Source organism: Flavonifractor sp. An306 (assembly GCF_002159455.1).
In the GTDB taxonomy this organism is placed as follows: Bacteria; Bacillota; Clostridia; order Oscillospirales; family Oscillospiraceae; genus Flavonifractor.
In genome coordinates this window covers 17,877-39,775 of record NZ_NFIQ01000017.1, presented here as the reverse complement: position 1 = coordinate 39,775, position 21,899 = coordinate 17,877, and the positions used below count along the sequence as shown (strand labels likewise).

At 63.1% G+C, this 21,899-nt stretch carries 19 protein-coding genes; 7 read left to right on the top strand and 12 right to left on the bottom strand.

The features are described 5' to 3' along the window. The first annotated feature begins 8 nt into the window (after window positions 1–8). From B5F88_RS06085 to B5F88_RS06075, 3 genes are read left to right on the top strand one after another with little or no spacing between them, the layout of a single operon-like run. Complete coding sequence (locus B5F88_RS06085; protein ID WP_087342961.1) at window positions 9–683, top strand: response regulator transcription factor; 675 nt, start codon at window positions 9–11, stop codon at window positions 681–683. Further along, on the top strand, window positions 680–1,543 hold the full coding sequence (locus B5F88_RS06080) for a HAMP domain-containing sensor histidine kinase (RefSeq protein WP_087342958.1): 864 nt from the start codon (window positions 680–682) through the stop codon (window positions 1,541–1,543). The genes B5F88_RS06085 and B5F88_RS06080 overlap by 4 nt, the downstream gene beginning before the upstream one ends. After that, window positions 1,540–1,815, top strand: a complete 276-nt coding sequence (locus B5F88_RS06075; protein ID WP_162612122.1) for an ATP-binding protein — start codon at window positions 1,540–1,542, stop codon at window positions 1,813–1,815. The genes B5F88_RS06080 and B5F88_RS06075 overlap by 4 nt, the downstream gene beginning before the upstream one ends. A 6-nt stretch (window positions 1,816–1,821) precedes the next feature. Here B5F88_RS06075 and B5F88_RS06070 read toward each other — a convergent pair whose 3' ends face one another. The 12 genes from B5F88_RS06070 to B5F88_RS06015 all read right to left on the bottom strand — a co-directional run bounded on the left by B5F88_RS06070 (window position 1,822) and on the right by B5F88_RS06015 (window position 16,888). Next, entirely contained in the window at window positions 1,822–2,766 is a 945-nt protein-coding gene (locus B5F88_RS06070) for a DMT family transporter (protein WP_087342953.1), read from the bottom strand. Window positions 2,767–2,844: 78 nt separating this feature from the next. Continuing rightward, a complete protein-coding gene (locus B5F88_RS06065) occupies window positions 2,845–4,170 on the bottom strand; it encodes a branched-chain amino acid transport system II carrier protein (RefSeq protein ID WP_087342950.1) in 1,326 nt (441 codons plus the stop codon). A 38-nt stretch (window positions 4,171–4,208) separates the two neighbouring features. Next, on the bottom strand, window positions 4,209–5,828 hold the full coding sequence (locus B5F88_RS06060; protein ID WP_162612121.1) for an amidohydrolase: 1,620 nt from the start codon (window positions 5,826–5,828) through the stop codon (window positions 4,209–4,211). Between the two features lie 14 nt (window positions 5,829–5,842). After that, window positions 5,843–7,099, bottom strand: coding sequence for an amidohydrolase family protein (locus tag B5F88_RS06055; protein WP_087342944.1), 1,257 nt, complete (start codon window positions 7,097–7,099; stop codon window positions 5,843–5,845). Window positions 7,100–7,118: 19 nt separating this feature from the next. Beyond that, window positions 7,119–8,402: an L-serine ammonia-lyase, iron-sulfur-dependent, subunit alpha gene (locus B5F88_RS06050; protein ID WP_087342941.1), complete on the bottom strand. Its 1,284-nt coding sequence runs from the start codon at window positions 8,400–8,402 to the stop codon at window positions 7,119–7,121. Between the two features lie 274 nt (window positions 8,403–8,676). After that, entirely contained in the window at window positions 8,677–9,735 is a 1,059-nt protein-coding gene (locus B5F88_RS06045) for a helix-turn-helix domain-containing protein (protein WP_087342938.1), read from the bottom strand. A 194-nt stretch (window positions 9,736–9,929) separates the two neighbouring features. Beyond that, on the bottom strand, window positions 9,930–11,132 hold the full coding sequence (locus B5F88_RS06040; RefSeq protein WP_162612120.1) for a PocR ligand-binding domain-containing protein: 1,203 nt from the start codon (window positions 11,130–11,132) through the stop codon (window positions 9,930–9,932). 128 nt (window positions 11,133–11,260) lie between these two features. After that, complete coding sequence (locus tag B5F88_RS06035) at window positions 11,261–11,734, bottom strand: DUF6672 family protein (protein ID WP_087342932.1); 474 nt, start codon at window positions 11,732–11,734, stop codon at window positions 11,261–11,263. Then, window positions 11,731–12,858, bottom strand: a complete 1,128-nt coding sequence (locus tag B5F88_RS06030) for an ABC transporter permease (protein WP_087342929.1) — start codon at window positions 12,856–12,858, stop codon at window positions 11,731–11,733. Before B5F88_RS06030 ends, B5F88_RS06035 begins: the two co-directional genes overlap by 4 nt. Then, window positions 12,855–13,949 (bottom strand): ABC transporter permease, encoded by a 1,095-nt coding sequence (locus B5F88_RS06025; RefSeq protein WP_343286455.1) that lies wholly within the window; start codon window positions 13,947–13,949, stop codon window positions 12,855–12,857. The genes B5F88_RS06030 and B5F88_RS06025 overlap by 4 nt, the downstream gene beginning before the upstream one ends. 10 nt (window positions 13,950–13,959) lie before the next feature. Beyond that, window positions 13,960–15,546: a sugar ABC transporter ATP-binding protein gene (locus tag B5F88_RS06020; protein WP_087342926.1), complete on the bottom strand. Its 1,587-nt coding sequence runs from the start codon at window positions 15,544–15,546 to the stop codon at window positions 13,960–13,962. A gap of 88 nt (window positions 15,547–15,634) precedes the next feature. Continuing rightward, window positions 15,635–16,888, bottom strand: a complete 1,254-nt coding sequence (locus tag B5F88_RS06015; RefSeq protein WP_087342923.1) for a DUF3798 domain-containing protein — start codon at window positions 16,886–16,888, stop codon at window positions 15,635–15,637. Window positions 16,889–17,459: 571 nt separating this feature from the next. Between B5F88_RS06015 and B5F88_RS06010 the strand changes: the two genes are divergently transcribed. The 4 genes from B5F88_RS06010 (at window position 17,460) to B5F88_RS05995 (ending at window position 21,854) form a co-directional block, all read left to right on the top strand. Further along, window positions 17,460–18,500, top strand: a complete 1,041-nt coding sequence (locus tag B5F88_RS06010; RefSeq protein WP_087342920.1) for a DUF3829 domain-containing protein — start codon at window positions 17,460–17,462, stop codon at window positions 18,498–18,500. Window positions 18,501–18,647: 147 nt separating this feature from the next. Further along, window positions 18,648–19,916, top strand: coding sequence for a hypothetical protein (locus B5F88_RS06005; protein ID WP_087342917.1), 1,269 nt, complete (start codon window positions 18,648–18,650; stop codon window positions 19,914–19,916). Window positions 19,917–20,035: 119 nt separating this feature from the next. Further along, complete coding sequence (locus B5F88_RS06000) at window positions 20,036–20,530, top strand: sigma-70 family RNA polymerase sigma factor (RefSeq protein WP_140402065.1); 495 nt, start codon at window positions 20,036–20,038, stop codon at window positions 20,528–20,530. A gap of 58 nt (window positions 20,531–20,588) precedes the next feature. Beyond that, window positions 20,589–21,854, top strand: coding sequence for a DUF4367 domain-containing protein (locus B5F88_RS05995; RefSeq protein WP_162612119.1), 1,266 nt, complete (start codon window positions 20,589–20,591; stop codon window positions 21,852–21,854). Window positions 21,855–21,899 lie beyond the last annotated feature (45 nt).

Sequence of the window (21,899 nt, the reverse complement as noted above, 5' to 3'; positions counted from 1 at the left end):
GTTTTGTTATGAGAATTTTGGTGGTGGAGGACGAGCGCCAGCTGTGCGACGATATCGCGGAGGACCTGGAGCTGGAGCGCTACACGGTGGAACGCTGTTACGACGGCCTTACGGCATGGGAACATATTCTGGTGGAACCCTACGACCTGGTGATCCTGGACTTAAATCTGCCGGGCATGGACGGGCTGGACATTCTGCGGGCCATCCGGCAGGAGAAGCCGGCGCTGCGGGTGCTCATTCTGTCCGCCAGAAGCGCGCTGTCGGAGCGGGTGGCCGGTCTGGACCTGGGGGCGGACGACTACCTGACAAAGCCCTTTGAGCTGGAGGAGCTGGAGGCCCGGGTGCGGGCCCTGCTACGCCGGAACTTTGCCCCCAGGAGCGCCGCCGTTTCCGCCGGAGCCCTGACCCTGGACGCCCGGCGGCGGGAGATCACGGCGGACGGGGCGGCGCTCCCCCTGACCCGCAAGGAATTTGAGCTGCTGGAATACCTGATGCTCCACCCGGAGCGGACCGTCAGCCAGGAGGAACTGCTGGACCACATCTGGGAAAGCGACTCCAACCCCTTCAGCCACTCTGTGCGCATGCACATCTCCTCTCTACGGAAAAAGCTCCGCCAGGCCCTTGGATACGACCCCATTGTGACAAAGATCGGTCAGGGCTATCGCCTGGAGGTGGAGCGGTGAAACAGCGTCTCTCCCTGCGCCTGCGGGTGACCCTGGTGTGCGGCCTGCTGCTGGCCGCCTGCTGTCTGCTTCTGACCCTCAGCCACAACTACTACGCCTATGAGATGGCGGACGCCATTGAGGCCATTCCCCTCCATCCGGCGGTTGCGCTGGAAACCGCCGGCTCGCCCCCCATGGAGGAGCTGTCCCTGGCCCAGTCCACCCTCCCCGTGCGCAGGCTCTTCCGGGTACAGAGCCTGCTGGCCATGGGGGTGATCGTGGCCGTGGGCTGTCTGATGGTGTATTGGCTCACGGGGAAGGCCCTCTCCCCCCTGCGCCGCCTGGACGAGCAGATCCGCAGCAGGACCGCGGCGGATCTGGACCGGCCCCTTCCCGTGCCCTCCAGCGGAGACGAGGTGGCGGGCCTGACGGTCTCCTTCAACCAGATGTCCCAAAATCTCAGCCAGGCCTTTGCCCGGCAGAAGCGCTTTTCCCAGTGCGCCGCCCATGAGCTGCGCACGCCGCTGACGGTGCTCAAAACCCGCATGGCCCTCTTTCGGAAAAAGGGGCTGTGCAGCACGCCGGAAACCGACGCGCTGCTGCGGGTGCTGGAGGAGCAGACCCAGCGCCTGTCCGATCTGGTGGGCGATCTGCTGGCCCTGAGCAACATGGACACGCTGGAGTGCGGGGACCGGGTTGACGTACCCCAGCTGCTGGCCGATACGGTGGAAGACCTGCTGAACCAGGCCCGGCAGCAGCAAGTCTCCATCCAGCTCCACGCCCAGCCTGGAACCGTCCTGGGCAACCGCACCCTGCTGGAGCGGGCCCTCTTCAATCTGGTGGAAAACGCCGTCAAATACAACCGTCCCGACGGTCCGTGACGGTCTCCGCTGCCTGCGCCGGCGGCGTTCTCCGGGTGGAGATCACCGACCAGGGCATCGGGATCCCCCAGGAACTGCTCCAGCAGGTATTTGAGCCCTTCTTCCGGGTGGACCCCTCCCGCTCCCGCCAGCTGGGAGGCGCGGGACTGGGGCTCTCCCTGGTGCGGGCCATTGCCGAGCTGCACAACGGGCAGGTCTGGGCCGAGCCCGCCCCGGGCGGCGGCAGCCGCTTTATCCTGCTGCTGCCCGAAAGCGAAGCTCCCCCGGCCTGAGCCGCCTCAGCCCTTGGCCCGGTTGACCAGGAAGATGCCCAGGCACACCAGCACCAGGGCCGCCAGTCCATAGACGGTGAAGGCCTGGTTCTGCTCCCCCAGCAGCAGGGCGGACAGGAGCACGCCGAACACCGGATTGAGAAAGCCGTAGATGGTCACGCTGGCCACAGGGTTATATTTGGTTAAAATACTCCAAATTGTATAGGCCACCGCCGACAATACGCCCATATAGGCCAGAATCAGCAGGGAGGGCAGGTCAAAGCCGGACAGCGCGCCCCCGCCGGCCAGACCCCCGGCCAGCAGCAGCAGGCCGCCCAGCACAAACTGATAGCCGCACAGCACAAAGGCGTCCTCATGGGCGGAATAGAACTTGAACATGGACACGGCCAGTCCGTTTGCCACGGCGGCCAGGAAGATGGCCCCCTCCCCCGCCAGGGAGAGTCCCCCCGCCAGGGAACCGCCAGACAGGTTGATGACCACCACGCCCAGAAACCCGCACAGGCAGCCCAGCAGCTTGTTCCACCCCAGGGCCTCAAAGCGGAACACCAGGGCGGAGATGAGGATGGCCCAAAACACGTTGGAGGCGGTGATCACCGAGGCCTTCACCCCCGAGGTGTGGGCCATGCCGATGTAGAAGAAAAAATACTGCACGGCGGTCTGCACCAGACCCAGCTTGGCCACCATGGGCCAGGAGCTGCGCTTGGGGCAGACAAACCGCCGCTCCCGCAGGCAGTGGAACAGGACGATGAGCACCCCGGCGATGAAAAAGCGCAGGCCGGCATAGACGATCTGGGCGGCGGAGTCCTCCCCGCCGATGTCCAGCAGCCGGTAGCCGATCTTGACCGCCGGGAAGGCGCTGCCCCAGAGCAGGCAGCAAAAGGAGGCCGCCAGGCCCACCACCCAGGGTTTGGAGAGGGCGGCGGCCGGTTTTTCTTGCTTGATGCTGTTCATATTGCTCCTTCTCTCTGAAACGCACCGCGGCAGGGCCGGCCGGCCCTGCCGCGGTGCGTGTTTTTGTACCGGTGCTTTTTACTGGGCGCTGTCAGCCGTCTCAGCGGGCTGATAGAAGTAGCGGGGCTTGCCGCGGCAGATGATGCCGCCCACGATCATGCCGATGATGGTGGGCACCAGCCAGGAGAAGCCCTGCTCGAACAGGGGGATAAAGCCCATCACATTGCGCAGGGCGGTGAAGTTGGGCGCCACGCTGAGGATGGCGTCGCCCACGCTCACCACGCCGGAGACGATGATGCCGCCCTTGTACACGCCGTCGTTGGGGATCCACTTGTCCAGCAGGCCCAGCACGGTAAAGACGATACAGATGGGGTACATGATGAGGAAAATGGGGGTCACGTAGTCAATGATGCTCTGTACGCCGAAGGAGCCGAACACCGCGCCCACCACGCAGACTACCACGATCCACACCCGATAGGGGATGCGGCCCTTGGAGACCTCGTTTACCACCATGGCGCCGGTGGTGCCGATGCCCACGGCGGTGGTCAGGCAGGCCAGGCCCACCGCCAGACCCATGCAGCCCATGCCCACGACGCCCAGAGTCTGGCCGATGAGGCCGGAGAGCAGGGTGGTCTGGGGGGTGCTCAGGTCATAGTAGGCGCCGCCGGTGGCGCCGATGTAGGTGAGCATCACATAGATGGTGCCCAGGGAGGCCACGCTGACCAGGCCAACCAGGATGCCGCAGCGCTTGCGCTCCTTCTCGTCCCGATGGCCCTTCAGCACCAGGCCGCTGATAAAGATGTTGGCGCACATCAGGCCCACGGTCAGGTCGCCGGTCAGGTAGCCGGTGAGCATGGCCGAGGTGACGGGATTGGGGTTATCCACCTCCTGGGGCACGCCGATGGGGGAGACCACGCCCTTGATGAGGACGATGGCCAGCACGATCAGCAGCAGAGGGGTCAGGTATTTGCCCAGTTTATCCACCACCGAGTTCTTGTCGAAGGCGAAGAAGAGCACCAGGGCGAAGAACACCACCATGGTCACCCAGATGGGGACATTGGGGAACAGGGGCTGGATAGCCAGCTCATGGGTGGTGGCGCCCGACCGGGGCAGGGTGGAGCCCATGCCCACCAGGATACAGCCGATGACGTAGAACCAGTCGTAGAACCTGGGGTGGACGTGGCCCATCAGGGTCTTTACGTCGCCCACGTTGTTTACCGCCCAGAAGGCGGTGACCGGCAGGATGACGCCGGTGATCAGGATACCAATGGCACCCAGCAGCCACTGGGTACCGGTGGACAGGCCAATCTGGGGCGGGAAAATCAGGTTGCCCGCGCCAAACATGGTGGAAAACAGGGCCAGGCCTACCACCACGCTGTCAATGCCCCAATGCTTCTTTTTCATACACAATTCCCTCCGTTTCTCGTTGTGCGGCCCCTCTTTCAGCCGCGCTGGTACACGATCTCTCCCTCTACCATAGTCAGCATAACCTGGGTGTCAAACAGCTCCTCCAGGGGACGCTCAAAGATATTCCGGTCCAGCACCACCAGGTCGGCGTACTTGCCCACCGTCAGGGTGCCGTAGCGGTCCTCGTCATAGGAGGCGTAGGCGGCCTCGCTGGTGAACATCTCCACCGCCTCCTCCAGGGTGACGCCGTTTTCCGGGTACCACTGGGGGCCGTTCCGCCCGTCCCGACGGGTGACGGCGTAGTACAGGTTGGGCAGCACGTCAAAGGGCTCCACCGGACAGTCCGAGCCGCCGCACATGTGTACCCCCAGGTCCTCATACCGCCGCCAGTTGTAACTCTGCCTGCCCAGCTCGGGGCCCACGCAGTCGTCCACCACCTTGGAGTCGGCCTTGAGGAACACCGGCTGCACATAGGCCACCAGATTCATCTCCTTGAACCGGTCCTGCTGGGCCTGGTCCATGATCTGGCAGTGGATGATGCCGTTGCGCCGGTCGGGATAGGGGTGGGTGCGGGAGACCCGCTGGATGGTGTTGAGCATCTGCTCCAGGGCGGCGTCGCCGATGCAGTGGGCCACCAGATGGAAGCTGTTGGTGTAGGCCAGCTCGGCCAGCTCATACAGCTCCTCGTCGCCGAACAGCAGCAGGCCCTTGGTGCCCGGGTCGTTGCGGTAGGGCTGGCGCATGGCGGCGGAGTGGGAGCCCAGGGAGCCGTCGCACAGGAACTTGATGGGCCCGAACTTGAAGCGGCCCAGGGTGTCGTTGGCCCGGTAGCCCATGTCCAGGAAGCGCTGGATCTGCTCGGCCCGGCGGAAACGGATCTGCTCATTGACCCGGATGGGCAGCCGCCCCTCCTCCGCCAGCTCCTTGTACGCCTGGATGACGTCGGCAAAGTCGTCGTCGGCCACCAGGTTGAAGTCGTCGCTGTGTACCTGCACGATACCCTTGGAGGCCGCCTCCTTGCAGACGGTGACCAGCATCTCCTTGATGTCATTGACCGTGAAGCGCTCCCAGCAGCTCTGCACGCACATAGCGGAGTTCTCCCGCACGTAGCCGTTGGGCAGGCCGTCCTCCCCGAAGTCCATGGTATGCTGGGTGGTATCCGCCCGCTCGTCCCACAGCCCCGCCAGCTGGAGCGCCTTGGTGTTGAGGCAGACGATATGGCCGCAGGCCCGCTGCAGGAACACGGGCACGTCGGCGGCGATGGCGTCCAGGTCGTGGCGGTCGGGGATCTTGTTCACGTCGCTCCAGTTGACCTGGTTGAAGTTGCAGCCGATGACCCAGCGATTCTCTTTCCGGGCCTTTTCCGCGTCGGCCTTGCACAGGCGCACCACCTCTTCATAGCTGGTGGTGTCCACCAGGTCGATGCGCCGCTTGAAGGTGGCGTAAAAGAGCATGTGCAGATGGGTATCGGAGAAGCCGGGCAGCATCAGCCGGCCCTCCAGGTCGATCTTTTTGGTGTTGGCATCCGCCAGGGACAGAACCTCCTGGTCGGTGCCCAGGCGGAGGATCACCCCGTCCTTCACCGCCATGGCGCTGACCTGGGGATAGGCCTTGTCCAGCGTGCGGATGACGCCGTTGTAGAAAATAGTGTCCATACCGTTCCTCCTTCTCATTGCCGGGTTTGGCTGTCCAAACCGTTTTTCACGATCCGTCCGTCCTGAATGACCAGCTTCACATTCTCTTCCTGCCGCAGCACCTGGATGTCCGTCCCCGGGTCGCCCGACACCAGCAGCACGTCGGCCAGCTTGCCCGGCTCCAGGGTGCCCAGCTCATCCTCCATCAGCAGCAGCCTGGCGTTGGTTTTGGTGGCCATGGAGATGACCTCCATGGGGGTGTAGCCCGCCGCGCACAGCCGCTCCAGCTCCAGGGTGGCCTGGCTGTAGGGACAGCCGAAGCTCTCGTCCCCCAGGAAGTCGCACCCCACGCCCACCTGTACGCCGGCCTTGCGGGCCATCTCCAGGGAGCGGTAGTGGGCCTCATAGGAGCGCTCGGTCTTTTCCCGCAGGTAGGGCAGCACCCCGGGGGTGCGGGAAAAATAGGTCTTGGAGGCGTGCATAATGGCCAGGGTGGGCACCAGGAAGCAGTCGTTTTTCAGCATCAGCTCGATGCACTCCTCGTCCAGATAGAAGCCGTGCTCAATGCACTTTACCCCGTTTTTCAGCGCCATCTTGATGCCCCGGTTGGCCTGGGCGTGGGTGGACACATAGCTGCCCATGTTCTCCGCCTCCTCCACCGCCGCCCGGATCTCAGCTGCGCTGAAGTGGCTGTGGGGGGTGGCCTTGTCGCCCTGGGAAAACACCCCGCCGGTGGTCATGATCTTGATGAGGTCGGCCCCGTTGCGGGCGTTGATGCGGCAGGCCCGCCGCACCTCGTCCTCCCCGGTGACCAGGAAGGCGGGGCTGTAGGCCCCCAGGCTCCCCTCCAGGGAGAGCTTCTGGTACACGTCCCCATGGCCGCCGATCTGGGAGAGGATCTTCCCCGCCCCGAAGATGCGGGGCACATCCAGCAGGCCCTCCGCCACCGCCGGCTTGAGCAGGATCACGTCGCTGCCCAGATCCCGGAAGGCGGTGTAGCCCTGCTGCCGCAGCTGGGCCATGTCCCGCAGGGCCCGGGCCATGCTCAGCTGGGGAGTCATGCTCAGCCACTCCACCGCCGTGGCGCTCCCCCAGCCCATATGGACGTGGGCGTCAATGAGCCCGGGGAGAATGGTGGCGTTCTGGGTGGTATAGCATTGGGTCCCCTCCAGCTCCGGCAGCTCGCTCTGGCGGCACACCAGACGGATCCGGTTCCCCTCCAGTACCACCGCGCCCTGCTCTATGGGCGGGCCTCCGTTGCCGTCCAGCACCCGTCCCTTCAATACGATCACAGGTCAGTCCTCCTTTCCCTTACCCCTTCGCCCGGCGCTGGGCGATGATGGACACCATCACCCGGTCGGTCTCCAACATGCCCGGGTCGTTCAGCCGGCCGATGTTGGCAAAGGTCTCCTCAATAGTCTTGCCGATGATGCCCTCTCCCGCGGGCACATGGCAGCCCGCCATGGCCAGATAGGCCGCCTGTACCGCCATGGCGGCGGCGGTGCTCAGCTTGTAGGCGCAGGAGCTCTTGGCTCCGTCGCAGAACATGCCGCCGATGGTGCCGATGACCGTCTGCATGGCCTGTACCGACTGCTCATACCCGCCGCCCAGCAGATAGGTCACCGCCGCGGCCATGCCGGTGGCCGCGGCCACGCCGCAGCCGCAGAAGGCGGTCATGCGCTTGATATATCCCTTGATGTAAATGGTGATCATGGAGCTGATGGCCAGGGCCACCGCCGTCTGCTCCCGGGTGGCCTCCAGCTCCTCCGCCGCCGTCAGCACCCCCACAAAATTGGTGATGCCGTGGTTGCCGCTACCGGTGATGGCGGTGATGGTCACGTTCATTCCGCCCATGCGGGCCTCCCCGGCGGCGGCGGTATAGGCCCGCACCGCGCCGCATACTGCCAGGGGGCCCTTGTCCTGGATGGCCGTACAGGCCCGGATGGTCCGGCCCAGCCGACGGGTGGGGTCCTCCAGATCCCGCAGGGCCGCCTGCTTGTTGCGCTGGGCTCCCTCCAGCAGAAAGTCAAAGGCCTCTGGCTCCATGGAGCAAATCAGTCGGTAGAGCTCCTCCACCGTATGCCCCTGGAAGGGACAGGGGAGCGGCCCTCCGGCGCCGCCCTGCCGGCACAGCAGCACCCGGCCGTTGCGGGAGAGCTCCACCACGTTGGAGTAGTCATACATGATCACCGCCTGGGCCTCGTCCTCCCCCGCCCGCACCACGGCGCGGACGTACAGCGGGTCGGGGGTCTCGCCGTACTTCACCGTCACCCGGCCGGCGGCCACCGTCTCCTCCGCCCGGCACACCATCTCGCCGGTGACCTCCTCCAGAATGGCCAGCCCCCGCTGGGGCCGGTCCAGCAGCACGCCCAGGGCGGCGGCCAGCTCCAGGCCCACCCGTCCGGTACCCGGTATGCCTACGCTCACCCCGTTTTTGTAGATATTGGGGCTGACCAGCACCTGGATCTCCTCCGCCGGTTTCTCCAAGGCGTGGGCGGCGGCCGCCGCCGCCAGGCATACGCTGCCCGGGTCGGTGCAGCCGGTGGAACATTCAATCTCCGAGGCCAGCGCCTGCAGCAGTTCCTCTTGTGTCATACTGCTCTCCTCTTTCTCTCCGGTTGTTTCGTCTGTGCGGATCCCGGTGGAACAGAGGATCCTTTTTCTATACCATACCAGATCTGGAGCCGGATTCCCATGCAAAAAAGCGCCGAATCCGCAAAGAGATCCCACTATTTTTTCCTTGCAGGCAGCAGAAATACCAGGACTTTTTTGATGTTCTTACTTTTTTATACCTCCCCCGCCGGTGCGGCGTCCACGGTATGGAAATACCCGCCCGGATGCGCAGGCCCGGGGCCATCCGGCCCGGCCGTTACCTGCGCCCCTCCTTGGGCGGGTATCCAAATTGTTTCTTATACACCCGGCTGAAGTAATTGGGATCCTCATAGCCCACGGCGGCGGCAGCGGCGGAAACCGAAGCCCCCTCCTCCAGCAGCCGGGCGGCATGGCCCAGCCGCACCCGGGTCAGGTAGTCCCGAAAGGTCTGGCCGGTGTGGGCGTGGAAGATCCGCCCCAGGTAGGCGGAGCTGACGAACTGTTCCCGGGCCACCCCCTCCAGCTTCAGCGGCTCGGGATAGCGGGATTCCACAATGGCCATGGTGCGGGCCACCAGGGGGTGGTCGGCCCGGCTGTCCGGGGCCAGCAGCCCGGCGGCCCGGTCGGCCAGCTCCTCCATGCGTCTGGACAGTTCCCTGGGGGTGAAGCAGGCCTCCAGGTCAAGCTCCGGCCGCCAGTCCGCCCCCACCTGTCCGCAGGCCCGGCGCAGCCCGGCGCAGTACAGCTCCAGCCATCCCTCCAGAATGGCGGCGTCCCCCCGGCAGCCGCTCAGCAGCCGGGCGCACAGCTGTCCGGCTGGCTGGACGGTATCCTCCCCGCTCCGCAGGGCCCGGATCAGGCGGGCCTCCGCCTGGTCGGGATAGGACTCCCACTCCCCCGTCCAGGGGGTATAGCGGCACACCAGCCGCTGGGGAAAGAGGGGGCCGCTGCAGGCGGCCAGGCGGGCGGTGCGGTAGCTCTCCGCCAGCTCCTCCGGCCCGGCGGCCGGCTCTCCCACCCCCGCCCGGGCCAGACGGCACCGGCCGGGCAGCAGGGGCGTCCACTCTGCCAGCAGCCGCCCGACGGTCTCCAGAGGCTCCGCCGTTCCCTCCGGGCAGTAGCACACCACCCGCCGGCCGTAGCACTCCAGCCGGAGCTCTGGCCCGGCCTGGGCGCTGAGGGCCTCCCCCTCCTCCGGGGACAGGGGAGCGGACAGCAGGACCACCACCACCCGGGCGGGGAGCCGGGGCAGCGGCTGGGGCAGACCGGAGGTCATGCCGCAGCATAGGCTGGGCCACAGCTGGGGCGGCTGGGCCCGGCCCCCGGCTGCGGACATACTGGGCCACCTCGAAGCCGGAGCGGCCTTTGAGCATGATGTCCAGCAAAATCAGGTCGGGCGCCAGCTGGTCGATCATCTGGATGGCCGCCTCGCAGGTGGCGGCGCAGCGGATGTGCCGGGCGGGGACAAGGGCCTCCATCAGTTCGGCCAGCTCCCGCCGCTCGGCGTACTCGTCCTCCACCACCAGAATCTCATACATGGCCTACGCCCCCTTCCCTGTCCAGGGGGCAGAGCAGCTCCACGGTGGCGCCCTGTCCTGGCCGGCTGGCAATGTCCATGCGGGCCTCGGGGCCGAAAAACAGCTTGAGCCGGTCGGAAACGTTGCGCAGTCCGGAGCCCTCGCCGCCCCCCTCCTCCAGCTGTTCCAGCACCGGCTGGGGAATCCCGTCGCCGTTGTCCGAGACGGTAATGCGCAGCAGCTCCTCCTCCAGCCGGACCCTGACCGACAGGCGCAGGGGCCGCTCCTCATCCGCCATGCTGTGGACAATGGCGTTTTCCACCAGGGGCTGGATGGTGAGCACCGGGATCATCACCCGCTCCCCGCCGGGCTGGCAGTCGATCTCGTAGGAGAATTCCGGCCCCATGCGCTGGCTCTGGATGGCCAGATACTTCTCCGCGCACAGCAGCTCCTCCGACAGGGTGCACACCGAGTCCTTGGCCCGGTAAGCCCGGCGGAGCAGATCGGACAGGTCGCAGATGAGACCGGCGGTCTGGGCGGCGTTCTCCCGGTAGGCGGTGCGCATCAGCAGGTTCAGGGTGTTGAACAGGAAGTGGGGGCTGATCTGGGACTGGAGGAATTTAAACTCCATGGAGTGGAGTTTGCGCTCCAGCTCCAGCTTTTTTTCCATCTGCTGGGCGTACTCCATCCGGGTACGCAGCTCCGACTGGCTCACCGCCAGATAGGAGGCGAAGATCCGCAGCAGCTGGACCCGGGCGTCCAGCTCCTCCCGGGAGAGCACCCGCAGCTCGGCCGCCGCCTTCTGCAGCCGGCCGTAGTCCAGGCCCAGCTGGGCGCAGCTGTCCTCCAGCCGGCGGTAAAATTCCGCCTGGGTGTCCTGGGTGAGAAACTGGCCGTAGGAGAGATAAATGGACCGCTCCTCCTCCACCGGCACCGGCATGGAGATGACGCTCACCCCCATGTGGCAGCACTCCACCACCACCCCGTCCCCTGCCCGCAGGCCCATGGTGTGGTTGCAGGCCCGGCAGCGGGCCGCCCCCTCGGGGCTATCCATCACGCAGCGGCAGAACTGGGTGAAGCGCTCCAGCCGGAGCGGCCCGTGCCAGCTGCCCGACTGGTCGATGAAGGAGATGGTTTGCCCCGTGACGTTGGTAAAGGCCAAATCCATCTGATGCAGCAGATGATCCAGCGTCTGGCTGTCCTTGCGCGGCGGCATAGGCCGCCCCCCTTCCATCCGTGTATAATTGGACCTATTATACTGTCCCTACCGTTCAAAGTCAACGCACTACCATGTGAAAGGGCCGGAGGCGGTCGCCTCCGGCCCTCGCTTGATTGGAGCTGCAATCAGAAATCGCCCAGGCCCATGCCGTCGTCGATAACCACGGTCTCCTCGGGCTCCTCGGTGATAACGGGGATGAATTCGGACAGGTAGGCCTCCTCCGGCAGGCCCGCCAGGTAGGCGGGCAGGTTGATGATGGGGCCATCCATGCCGTAGGGCAGGGGAATGGTGTAGGTCACCGGGGGCTGCTCGTCGCCCCCCTTCTCCTGGGTGATGATCAGGGTGACGGTAATCTTCTGGCCAATCTGGTCGGCGGAGGCACGCTCGTTATCGTAGAGCTTGGAGAGCGCGTCGCCGTCGGCATTGTTGCCCACATGAATCTCAATCTTATAGGGCGCTTCATAGGTGGTACCCTGGTACTCCACGGCTTTGTTGTCAAAGTATACCGTGTGACCCCGGCCAATGACCATCATCACGGCGCAGATAGCCACCAGGATCAGGAGGAGCGCCAGCTGAAAAATCAGTCTGCGGCTCTTCATTTCGCACGCGCCTCCTCTTCCTTCTGGGCCAGGGCCAGCAGATAGCCGGTCTGGCTCTTGGCCCGGTGCTTTCTGCTCTCATACATGATGAGGGCCACGGTGATAACGCCGTAGGACACGAAGGTACGGAAATACTCGCCGATCATGGAGTCGCCGGTGATGGCGGTGCCGGCCTCGGGGGCCAGAATGAACATCATGTGGAACAGGGTCACGCCCAGGAAGGCGTTGCCGATGGAGGCTCTCTCCACCGACGCGCCGCCCACCAGCAGGGCCGCGATGCTGAAGGTGCCGATCTGGGTGTGGGCGGAGTAGGTGGGGAAGTTGCCCAGGTTCTGCAGGTAGATGATCATGCCGAAGCCCGCCACCACCGTGGACATGACGATGGCGATGATGCGGGTGCGGTCCACGTTGATGCCGGCGTCCCGGGCCACGTTCATGTCCTGGGCTACCGCCCGCATGTCCTGGCCCAGCTTGGTGCGCCGGAACCAGATAATCACCAGGCAGAGCACCGCGATGATGAGGAAGGTAAGCACCGGGATCTTCACGCCGCCCACATTGATGGCCAGCAGGTTGTCCAGCTGCTGGCGCATGCTCAGCAGGCTGACGGTGTTGCGGATGCCGTAGCCCCGGGGCAGCTTCAGGGTGCTGTGCATGATGGGGATGATGGAGCCCATCAGGAACAGCACCACCAGCTGGTAGACGCCGTTCATGAAATAGGAGATGAAGTAGCTGGTGACCATCTCACGGCCCTTGGCCTTGTTCAGCAGGTTGCCGCAGAACAGGCCCAGCAGGATGGAGATGGGGATGGAGATGATCATGGCCAGGATGATGCCGGGAATTCCCCAGATCTGCCAGTCCACCACCAGGATCAGGGCGATCTCACCGGCCATGGCCCCCAGGGTCATGCCGAAGTTCAGGCCCATGCCCGCCATGATGGGGATGAGCAGGGCCAGGATCAGGAAGGTGTTGCGCCCCATACGGGTGACCAGCTCATTGAGCAGGTAGGCGGGAGAGTAGCCCGCCAGAGGCAGGCAGACCAGACAGATCAGCACGAACATGATGGGGACGGAGTTGTCCTGGAGCAGCCGCTTGAGGCTGACTTTGGAGGTTTGTTTCCGCTTCATCTTGAACCCCCCTTAACTTTGCGGGTCAGCGCGTAGACGATCATGCCGTTGGAGATGATGATACGCACCACCTCGCTGACGTCCATGTGGATCATGGCGGTCATGACGGTGGGCGTCAGGGTGACCACGCTCTGGTAGAGGATGGTGCCGATGATCACATGGGGGATGGTCGCCTTGTTGACGGCGGCGCCGCCGATGAGGATGGCGGCCACCGTGGGCAGCGTCATGTTATTGGGGGCCATGTACAGCTGCATGAAGCCGAAGCCCTGCTGATAGACCAGGATGCCCACCGCGCCCAGCCAGGTGGACATGATCACCGACAGCAGGCGCATCTTGTCCACGTTGATGCCGGAGGCCCGGGCAAACAGGGGGTTGGAGCCCACGGCGGTCATGGCGGTGCCGGTCTTGGTGTGCAGGAAGGCCCACATGCCCAAGGCCAGCAAGGCGAAGAACAGGATGGCTCCAGTGGGGAAGTACAGGCCGTTGGCCGGGTCAATGGGGATCTGCAGGAAGTTGGCCAGTGCCCCGCCGTAGAAGCCGTCCAGGGAGATGGTGGTACGCAGGCCCTTGCCGGACAGACCCCACACCATGGTGGGGCTGGTGTAGGGCAGCAGCAGCCACATCATGCACATAAAGGCGATGGAGGCCAGGCCCACATAGGTGGCGATCATCATTTCGCCGCCCTTGATGCGGTTGAGCAGCCAGCCGTAGCCGCCGCCCAGCAGCAGGGCGAAGGGGGTGGCCAGCAGGATGGCAATGAAGAAGCTCACCGGCCCGGTGGCGCCCAGCTGGATGGCCAGGGTGCCCCCCAGCAGGCCGGCAATGATCCCCAGAGGGATGCCGAAGTTCAGGCTGCATCCGGAATGGATCATGGGCACCATGGCCAGCACCAGCACGGCGTTCCAGCTGAAGCGGTTGATTACGTTGCCCACCTGCATGGTCAGGTCGGCGCCCACGATGGGGGCCATGATGAACAGCAGCAGGACAAACCCGGCGATGATGGTTCGGGGCAGCCCGAAGCGGGAGGCAAAGCTGAAGCGCTCCATCAAATCCCGGTTTTCCAGTGTTTTTTCCATATCTGTTTTGTCCATGACATCCTCCTTATACCACCTGGCTGACCATCAGCGTACCGAAGGCCTCCGAGGACTCGGTGGCCGGCAGGATGCCGGCAACCCGCCCGCCCGAGACAATGGCGATCCGGTCACAGCACTGGCGCAGCTCCTCCAGCTCGGAGGAGATCACCACCACGGTCACGCCGAATTCCCGGTTGAACCGCTTGAGGGCCTCCAGCACCAGGGCCTTGGCGCCCACGTCGATACCCCGGGTGGGCTCGGAGACGAAGAGGAACTTGGGCTGCAGGGCGAAGGCCTTGGCCAGGCATACCTTCTGCTGGTTGCCGCCGGAGAGCTCCTTGGCCTTCTGCTTGGAGCCGGTACACTTGATCTTCAGCTCGTCGATATATTTGTCGGTCACGGCGCGGATGGCCCGCTCGTCCCGCCAGGTGAACAGGCCGAATTTTTTGAGGAATTTGTTCTGGATCTGCATGGCGCCAAAGGCCACATTCCACTCCAGGGACTCGTCCAGCAGCAGGCCCACCCCCCGGCGGTCCTCCGAAACGAAGGCCAGGGAGGCGTCCAGGCACTTGCGGGGGCTGTTGAGGGGAATGGGCTTGCCCTCAAACTCCACCGTTCCTCCCGCCTCGTACAGGCCCATGATGCCGTTGGGGATGCCCAGCTTGCCCTGGCCGGCCAGGCCGCCGATGCCCAAAATCTCGCCCTCTTTGATATCCAGGTCGATGTTGCGCACCGTCTCGCCGGGCATGTCCACCCACAGCTTACGGATGGACATGATGGTTTTGGCGTCGGGCAGCTCCCGCACATCGGCGGCGGAAGCAGCGCTCTCCACATTGCGGCCCACCATCCAGCGGGTGATCTCCTGCACGTCCAGCTCCTTGGCGGGGGCCTCCTTCACCACATAGCCGTCCCGCATGACCACCACCGTGTCACACACGGACAGGATCTCATGGAGGCGGTGGGTGATAAAGATGACCGAGATGCCCTGGGCCGACATGCTTCGGATGGAGGTCAGCAGGGCCTCGGCCTCCTTCTCGGTGAGCACGGCGGTGGGCTCGTCCAGAATCAGCAGCTTCAGCTGGTCCTTGCTCAGCTCCCGGGCGATTTCGGTAAACTGCTTGTGGCCCACGGGCATATCGCTGATGACCATATCGCCGCTGATCTTCACGCCCATCTTGTCGATGGCCTGGTCCGCCCGCTGGGAGATGGTCTTGTAATCCAGGGTGTCCAGCCGGGGGCCAAAGACCTGGGAGACAATGTTGGGCTTGGTGGGCTCCCGGTTGAGCAGGATGTTTTCGGCGGCGGTAAAGCCGGGAATGAGGGAAAATTCCTGGTGTACCATGCCGATGCCGGCAGCCAGCGCCTCAAAGGGGGTGGCAAATTTCACCGCCTGGCCGTTGAGCCTGATTTCTCCCTCATAGCCGCCGGTCTCCCGGATGACGTCCATACCAAAGAGGATCTTCATCAGCGTGCTCTTGCCGGCGCCGTTCTCACCCACCAGGCCCAGCACCTCGCCGGGCCCCAGGGTGATATTGATGTCGCTCAGAACCTGGTTGCCGAAGAAGTCCTTCTTGATATTCCGCATTTCCAGCAAGGGAGCATTGTTGTTTTCCATAGTGTTTTTCTACTCCTCTCACGCTTTGAAAACAGCAGGGGAAGGAACTCCTTCCCCTGCTGTTTGAATGAACCATCGGAGAAATAGATCAGGCGGTGGTGAAGTACTCCTCGGGCACCTCAACCTCGGTGGAACCCATGTAGTAGCCGGGATCACCCATGATGTAGGTATCCTGGTACACCAGGAAGATGTTCTCGGACTTGACGCCGGTGGTGGCGTTGGTGTAGCCGGAGCCGTTCCACTCGGCGCCGGGAGAGAACACCTCGTAGGCCTTGGCGATATCGTCCATATCGGTCAGGTCGCTCTCGCCGTTGATGACGTTCATGGCGTGCTGGGCCAGACCGGCGGAAGTGGTGTAGCCGTAGGAGTAGGCCCAGGTGCCGAACCGGCCGGCGCCGCCGGCCTCGACCACGGCGGACTCCACCTTGGCCAGGATCTTCTCAAAGTCGCCGGCCTCCTCGGTCAGGTCCAGACCCAGAGCGCCGGGGTAGCCCATCAGAGGAGAGGGCAGGTCGGCCTCGATGAAGTAGCCGCCGTACTCAAACAGCTGCTTCAGCAGGGGCTCGGTGTGGGCGTCGTTGGTGCAGAAGTAAGCGGTCTCGGTGCCGTACTTCTGGACCCACTCGGGCACCTTCTCCAGGATGTAGGCCTGAGCGCCGGCCACGCCCACGTCAGAGGTGGGATCGGGGGCGGTCTCCTGATGGAACTCCATGCCGAACTCCTCGCAGGCCTTCTGCATGACGGCCACGCGGCGGCTCATGGTCTCATAAGCCATGTGGCGGGGGAAGGAGATGTGCACGAAGTCGGTACAGCCCAGCTCATGGGCGGTGCGGATGATCAGGTAGCCGCGGGCCACGAAGTCGTTGTTGCACACCAGGTCGGCGGCGGAGCCGATCTCGGGCAGGTCCTCGTGGGACTCACCGGCGATGCAGATGATGTCGGGGCGGCGCTCCTTGACCTGACGGAAGGCCTCGGTGGTGCCGGGGACAGCCTGGTTGACGACGATGGCCTTGATGTCGGGGTCGTCGGCCAGACCGGCGATCTTTTGGATGGTGGTCTCCACCTCATCGGTGAAGTTGTCAGGATAGGTGGCCAGAACCACACGGTCCTCGCCGTACATGGCCTGGAAGGCCTCGGCGCCCCGGCGGTCGTCCTCGGACTGGGAGACGGTGCCGGTCACAATGCCGATCTTAAAGGTGTCGCCGGCCTCAGAGCCGGAAGGGGCCTCGCTGCCCTGGGGGGCAGTGCTGTTCTGCGCGCCGGAGGGATTGCCGCCGTTACCGCAGGCGGCCAGGGCCAGCAGCATGGCTGCCGACAGCAGGATACTGATTGCTTTTTTCATACATACCTCCAATTTTCGGCAAAGCTTGCCGAGGCTATATGTATAATAATAACAGACGTTCATAATTTGTCAATACTCAGTTCATAATTTGTCAACACCAAGTCCATATTTCTGGTTTCTGGAAAATACAGGGCGATTCATTTCCAAGCGAAAATAAGTGCATGGCCAACGGCGGCATGCCCCCGCGCCATCTGTCCATGCCGCCTTTTTATCAGGTGCATAGCGCCGGCTGAACCCCCGTTCCCCCCTTTTTTTGACCATATATGCGCCTCTCACACGTCCGCAGAGGCAAAACTCCGCTACAGCTAAATAGAATTTTTATGCATCACTTTATGCAAAATCCGCCAGCCCGTCTGTCCAAAGACGGGCTGTTGATTTCCACACAACCAGAGCAGGCGGACCCGATATCCGGCCGGTCCGCCTGGAAATATTGGGGGCCAGGCTCTTAAGCGCAGGCGCAATCCCGCCGATTACATATTTTAGTGTTCCACATTTTTGCCTTGCCCCCGGCCCCGGCCGCGGAGCAGGCGCGCAAAGAAAAGAGAGCCATAAAAGAAAGGAAGAATTGGTAATGACTCAGACCGGAAGAAGATTTCCCCTCATGCGCCTGAGCGCACTGCTGTTGACGGCCGGCCTGCTCCTGTCCGGATGCACCGGTGGAACGCCGGCGGCGGACAACAGCGGCGCTCCCGACGGCAGCCCTCTCCCCGCCGAAAGCGTATCCCCCACCCCCACCGAGAGCACGGATTTCAGAAAATACAACGCCTACTCCGATGTGATGAGCGATATCTATGAGATGGACGGCATGCTGGCCGCCTATTTCACCGTGGTGCAGGATCAGCCGGAGTTTGCCCTGGTGGAAGGCATGGATTACAGCATGCTGGAGGATGTGTTCTACAACTATATCCCCCTGAACATCATCATGAACACGGCTCTGGATTACAGCGATGAGGAGCCCGTCTACCCCGAGCAGGACGCCCTGCTGCTGGAGCTGGAGCAGCCCTATTCTGATATGTGCGACGCTCTGGGAGAGCTGTCCGACTACCTGTCCTTTGACCGCTATGTGGATGACAATATGGCCCAGGCCGCTCAGCTGCACGCCCAGATTTATGAGGCTGTGGGTCCCTTTGACCAGGCCGCCTGGCCCTTTGTGGAGTCCATGCAGGTTCTGGATCAGGAAACCGAGCAGCTGGAGCTGGACCGCCTGGAGGCCGAGGGCATGAACATTGCCCTCTACAGCCGTATGATCACCAATATCTGCGGTGAGATGGACGCCGACGTCTGGGCCCAGGTGGAAAACGCGGAGTCTCTGCCGGCTCTGGATATGACCAACCTGGAGAGCCTCTATACCCAGTATCAGGAGGCCTACGCCAACCTCACCGCGGCGATGGAGGACCCGGAGCAGGTGGAGAAGGTGTACAGCTGGAGCTCCGATGAGTACTGGTCCGACACGTACCGGGACAACTTTACCACCGCCATTGCCGACGTGAATACGGCCATTGCCGCTTTCATGGAGGAGGCCCGGAGCCAGGCGGACTACAGCCAGAGCTACGAGCAGTTCTATACCGCCGTCTCCGAGCTGATTGACCAGTATAACACCAGCTTCGTGTAAGAAGCGCGGATCAGCTTTTACCCAACCCAGAGAAAAACACATGCCGGGCAGGAAGCACAGCTTTCCTGCCCGGCACATCTTTTCTCTGCCCGCCATGTCCCCGATGCGTCCATTTCATACATAAACCATATGAAAGGAGGGAGTGCGGTGTCCGTACCGGAACAGAGCAAAAAGCGGGACTATTCCCACTATGACCGGATGAGCACGGCGGAGCTGGAACAGATTCTTCGTCTGGATTTCCAGACTTCGGACGGGCAAGCGTCTGATCCAGACGCCATTTTCTATATCGCCGGTCTGCTGGCCAATCGAAACGGGCCATTTGAACCGGACGCCGCCTGGGAGCGGTTTCAGACCCAGTACCGCCCCTGTGCCGACGGCCGCTCCCTGTACGACTGGGACGACAGCGGCGGCGCCCCGGCGGCGGAGCAGACGCCCCCCGGCTCTGTCCGGCCCCGGCACGGGAGGCAGCTGGCTGTGCTGGCCGTCGTCCTGGCAGCTCTCCTCCTGGGCGGGATGGCGGCCTGGCCCTCCGGCGCAGACATTCCCGGACAATTCGCCCAGTGGGCGGATGAGACCTTCCGCTTTGTTTCCGCAGATGCCGGCGCTGCCTCCAGCTCCAGCACAGACGAGAAGGCGCTCCGGCGGCTCCGGTCCCAGCTCCGGGAGCTGGGGATGGAAGATCGCTTCCCCATATCGTATCTGGAGGGCTTTCACCCGGGGAAACTGAACGTTTCCACCCTGAACGACCGTGTATCCGCAGACGTGACGTTCTCCGGAGCGTACAGGAGCTACACAGTCTGGATTGATCATTTTATCCAGCCCACCGACAATACCGGCACCTTTGAAAAGGACGACACGCCCGTGGAGGCGTATGAGCACAACGACCAGACGTTCTATATCCTCTCCAATGAGGACACCCTGACCGCCACCACCTATAACGGGGAATTCATGGTCACGGTGGCTGGTGCGCTGACCAGGGAAGAGCTCAAGACCGTCCTCAACGCCATTCCCAGCCCCAACTTTGCCCAGTACCGGGTGCAGATCCAGGCCGATCTGGCTCAGGTGGGCCAATCTCTGTATTTCCCCCAGATTCCAGAGGGCTTCTTTCCATATAGCTGCAGCTATTTTGTCATACCACCCAACTTTGACGCCGACTGGAGCGAGTCCTATATACGGGGGGAGGAGTACCTGACGTTCGGTCTGACCATATACCACGGCTCCCCCTGGGCCCATTACTCAAAGGATGATGGGCCGGTGGAGGAGTACGTCTACCAAGGGATCACCCACTACATTTTCGGCAACGAGGGTACCGCCACCGCCGTCTGGATGGTGGAAGATACAGAATACTACATGTGGGTTACCGACGCAACCGTGGACATCAAGCAGCTGCTCCGCTCCATCTATGCGTCGGAGTAGCGCAGGCGCAGGAGTCTCTTGCAAGATATGCCAAGAAACCTTATAATGAATGTTACCGATCAAATCCCAGCGGTCTTCCCGGAGCAGCCGGGAAATGGCGCGATACAGGTGGTGAAACCGTGGGCAATTCCATACCGGATGAAGGGCCGATTACAACTCTATACCAGGAAATGTACGGGCGGATGATTGCCTACGCCTCCAGCGTTCTGGGAGACCGGAGCCTGGCGGAGGAAGCGGTGCAGGATACCTTCTGTATCTTTTGCGTCAAAGCAGAGACCACCCTGCGGCACGAAAACCCCCAGGGCTGGCTGATGCGGACCCTCCAGAATGTCATGCGGAACATGCAGCGCCACCGGGCCGCCGCCAGCCGGCTGATCATGCAGTCCCTGCAGACCGAGCGCCTGGAGGAGCTGCTGGTCTATGACGAGGAGGATGTGGAGCTTCTCTATGGGGACCTGGCCGCCCATGCGGATTTTCAGCTGCTCAAGCGGGTTGTGCTGGACGGCTGCACCATGCTGGAGGCCGCCCAGGAGCGGGGGATCACGGTGGAGGCCTGCAAGAAGCGTATCCAGCGGCTGCGTGCCCATTTGAAACGGAAACTCTCTGATCCCTGACCGCCATGTCCCCAATACAGCCATCCCGTACATAAACCCTATGAAAGGAGGGAGCGCGGTGTCCGTACCGGAACAGAGCAAAAAGCGGGACTATTCCCACTATGACCAGATGAGTACAGCGGAGCTGGAGCAGATTCTTCGTCTGGATTTCCAGGCTTCGGATGAGAGCGGGTCTGATCTGGACGCCATTTTGTATATCGCCGATCTACTGGCCAAACGAAACGGGCCATCCGATCCGGACGCCGCCTGGGAGCGGTTTCAGACCCAGTACCGCCCCTGTGCCGACGGCCGCTCCCTATACGACTGGGACGACAGCGGCGACACTCCGGCGTCGGCAGAGCAGACTTCCCCCACCTCCGTCCGGCCCCGGCGCTGGAGGCGGCTGGCCGTGCTGGCCGCTGTGCTGGCCGCCCTCCTTTTGGGCGGGATGGCGGCTCAGGCCGCCGGCGTGGATCTTTTTGGCGCCTTTGCCATGTGGACGGACGAGACCTTCCATTTTGTCCCCACGAACCCCAACGACGCCTCCAACGCCGGCGCAGACCCGGAGCTCCCCACGCAGCAGCAGTCCATTCTCCAGGCGGTGGGGCTGGACGGCCTGTTCCCCACCTGGTGTCCTGAGGGCTTTTCCCCCGGCGCCGTAAAGATCACCGAGCTTTATAACAGCATCTCCGCAAATATGTCCTACTTTGGGGAGGACAGAAACTATTCTGTGACCATCATACAATACATGCAGCCCCAAACCTCTGTCGGCACCTTTGAAAAGGACGACACGCCTGTGGAGGAGTATGTCCACAACGGATGGACATTTTATATCCTCTCCAATCTGGACACTCTGACCGCCACCGCTTATGACGGAACCTATATGATCATGCTCAGCGGCGCGCTCACCAGGGAGGAAATCAAGGCCATTATCGACTCCATCCCCTTCTCCCAGCACGACCAGAACCGGGAACGGATCCAGAACCTCCTGGTGCAGGAGGGCCAGAGCCTGTACTGCCCCAAGATCCCGTTGGGATTTGTACCGTGCCAGTCCAATTTCTTCAAGGATCCAGTCACCAATTTCATACACTGGTCCCAGCTCTATGTCCGGGGCGAGGAGAATCTGGTTTTTGGCCTGTTCATTGGCGATTCCGACACCATCTACGAAAAAGACGACACCCCGGTGGAAGAGTACGTCTACCACGACGTCACCCACTATATCTTCAGCAATAGGGGCTCCACCACCGTCACCTGGCTGATGGGAGATATCAACTACTACATGACGGTCACCGACGGGGCCCTGGACATAAAGGCACTGATCCGCTCCATCTATGAGCCGCGGTAACGGCGGACGGAAAGGGCCCTGTTCCATCCCGCGGCTGTTTTTCAC

What these genes read in the sequence shown, in the direction of transcription:
- B5F88_RS06065 (WP_087342950.1), bottom strand. Translation starts at nt 4,170, where the DNA reads ATGAAAAAGAAGCATTGGGGCATTGACAGCGTGGTGGTAGGCCTGGCC.
- B5F88_RS06060 (WP_162612121.1), bottom strand. Translation starts at nt 5,828, where the DNA reads ATGGACACTATTTTCTACAACGGCGTCATCCGCACGCTGGACAAGGCC.
- B5F88_RS06045 (WP_087342938.1), bottom strand. Translation starts at nt 9,735, where the DNA reads ATGTCCGCAGCCGGGGGCCGGGCCCAGCCGCCCCAGCTGTGGCCCAGC.
- B5F88_RS06040 (WP_162612120.1), bottom strand. Translation starts at nt 11,132, where the DNA reads ATGCCGCCGCGCAAGGACAGCCAGACGCTGGATCATCTGCTGCATCAG.
- B5F88_RS06030 (WP_087342929.1), bottom strand. Translation starts at nt 12,858, where the DNA reads ATGAAGCGGAAACAAACCTCCAAAGTCAGCCTCAAGCGGCTGCTCCAG.
- B5F88_RS06050 (WP_087342941.1), bottom strand. Translation starts at nt 8,402, where the DNA reads ATGACACAAGAGGAACTGCTGCAGGCGCTGGCCTCGGAGATTGAATGT.
- B5F88_RS06015 (WP_087342923.1), bottom strand. Translation starts at nt 16,888, where the DNA reads ATGAAAAAAGCAATCAGTATCCTGCTGTCGGCAGCCATGCTGCTGGCC.
- B5F88_RS06010 (WP_087342920.1), top strand. Translation starts at nt 17,460, where the DNA reads ATGACTCAGACCGGAAGAAGATTTCCCCTCATGCGCCTGAGCGCACTG.
- B5F88_RS06070 (WP_087342953.1), bottom strand. Translation starts at nt 2,766, where the DNA reads ATGAACAGCATCAAGCAAGAAAAACCGGCCGCCGCCCTCTCCAAACCC.
- B5F88_RS06035 (WP_087342932.1), bottom strand. Translation starts at nt 11,734, where the DNA reads ATGAAGAGCCGCAGACTGATTTTTCAGCTGGCGCTCCTCCTGATCCTG.
- B5F88_RS06020 (WP_087342926.1), bottom strand. Translation starts at nt 15,546, where the DNA reads ATGGAAAACAACAATGCTCCCTTGCTGGAAATGCGGAATATCAAGAAG.
- B5F88_RS06085 (WP_087342961.1), top strand. Translation starts at nt 9, where the DNA reads ATGAGAATTTTGGTGGTGGAGGACGAGCGCCAGCTGTGCGACGATATC.
- B5F88_RS06025 (WP_343286455.1), bottom strand. Translation starts at nt 13,949, where the DNA reads ATGGACAAAACAGATATGGAAAAAACACTGGAAAACCGGGATTTGATG.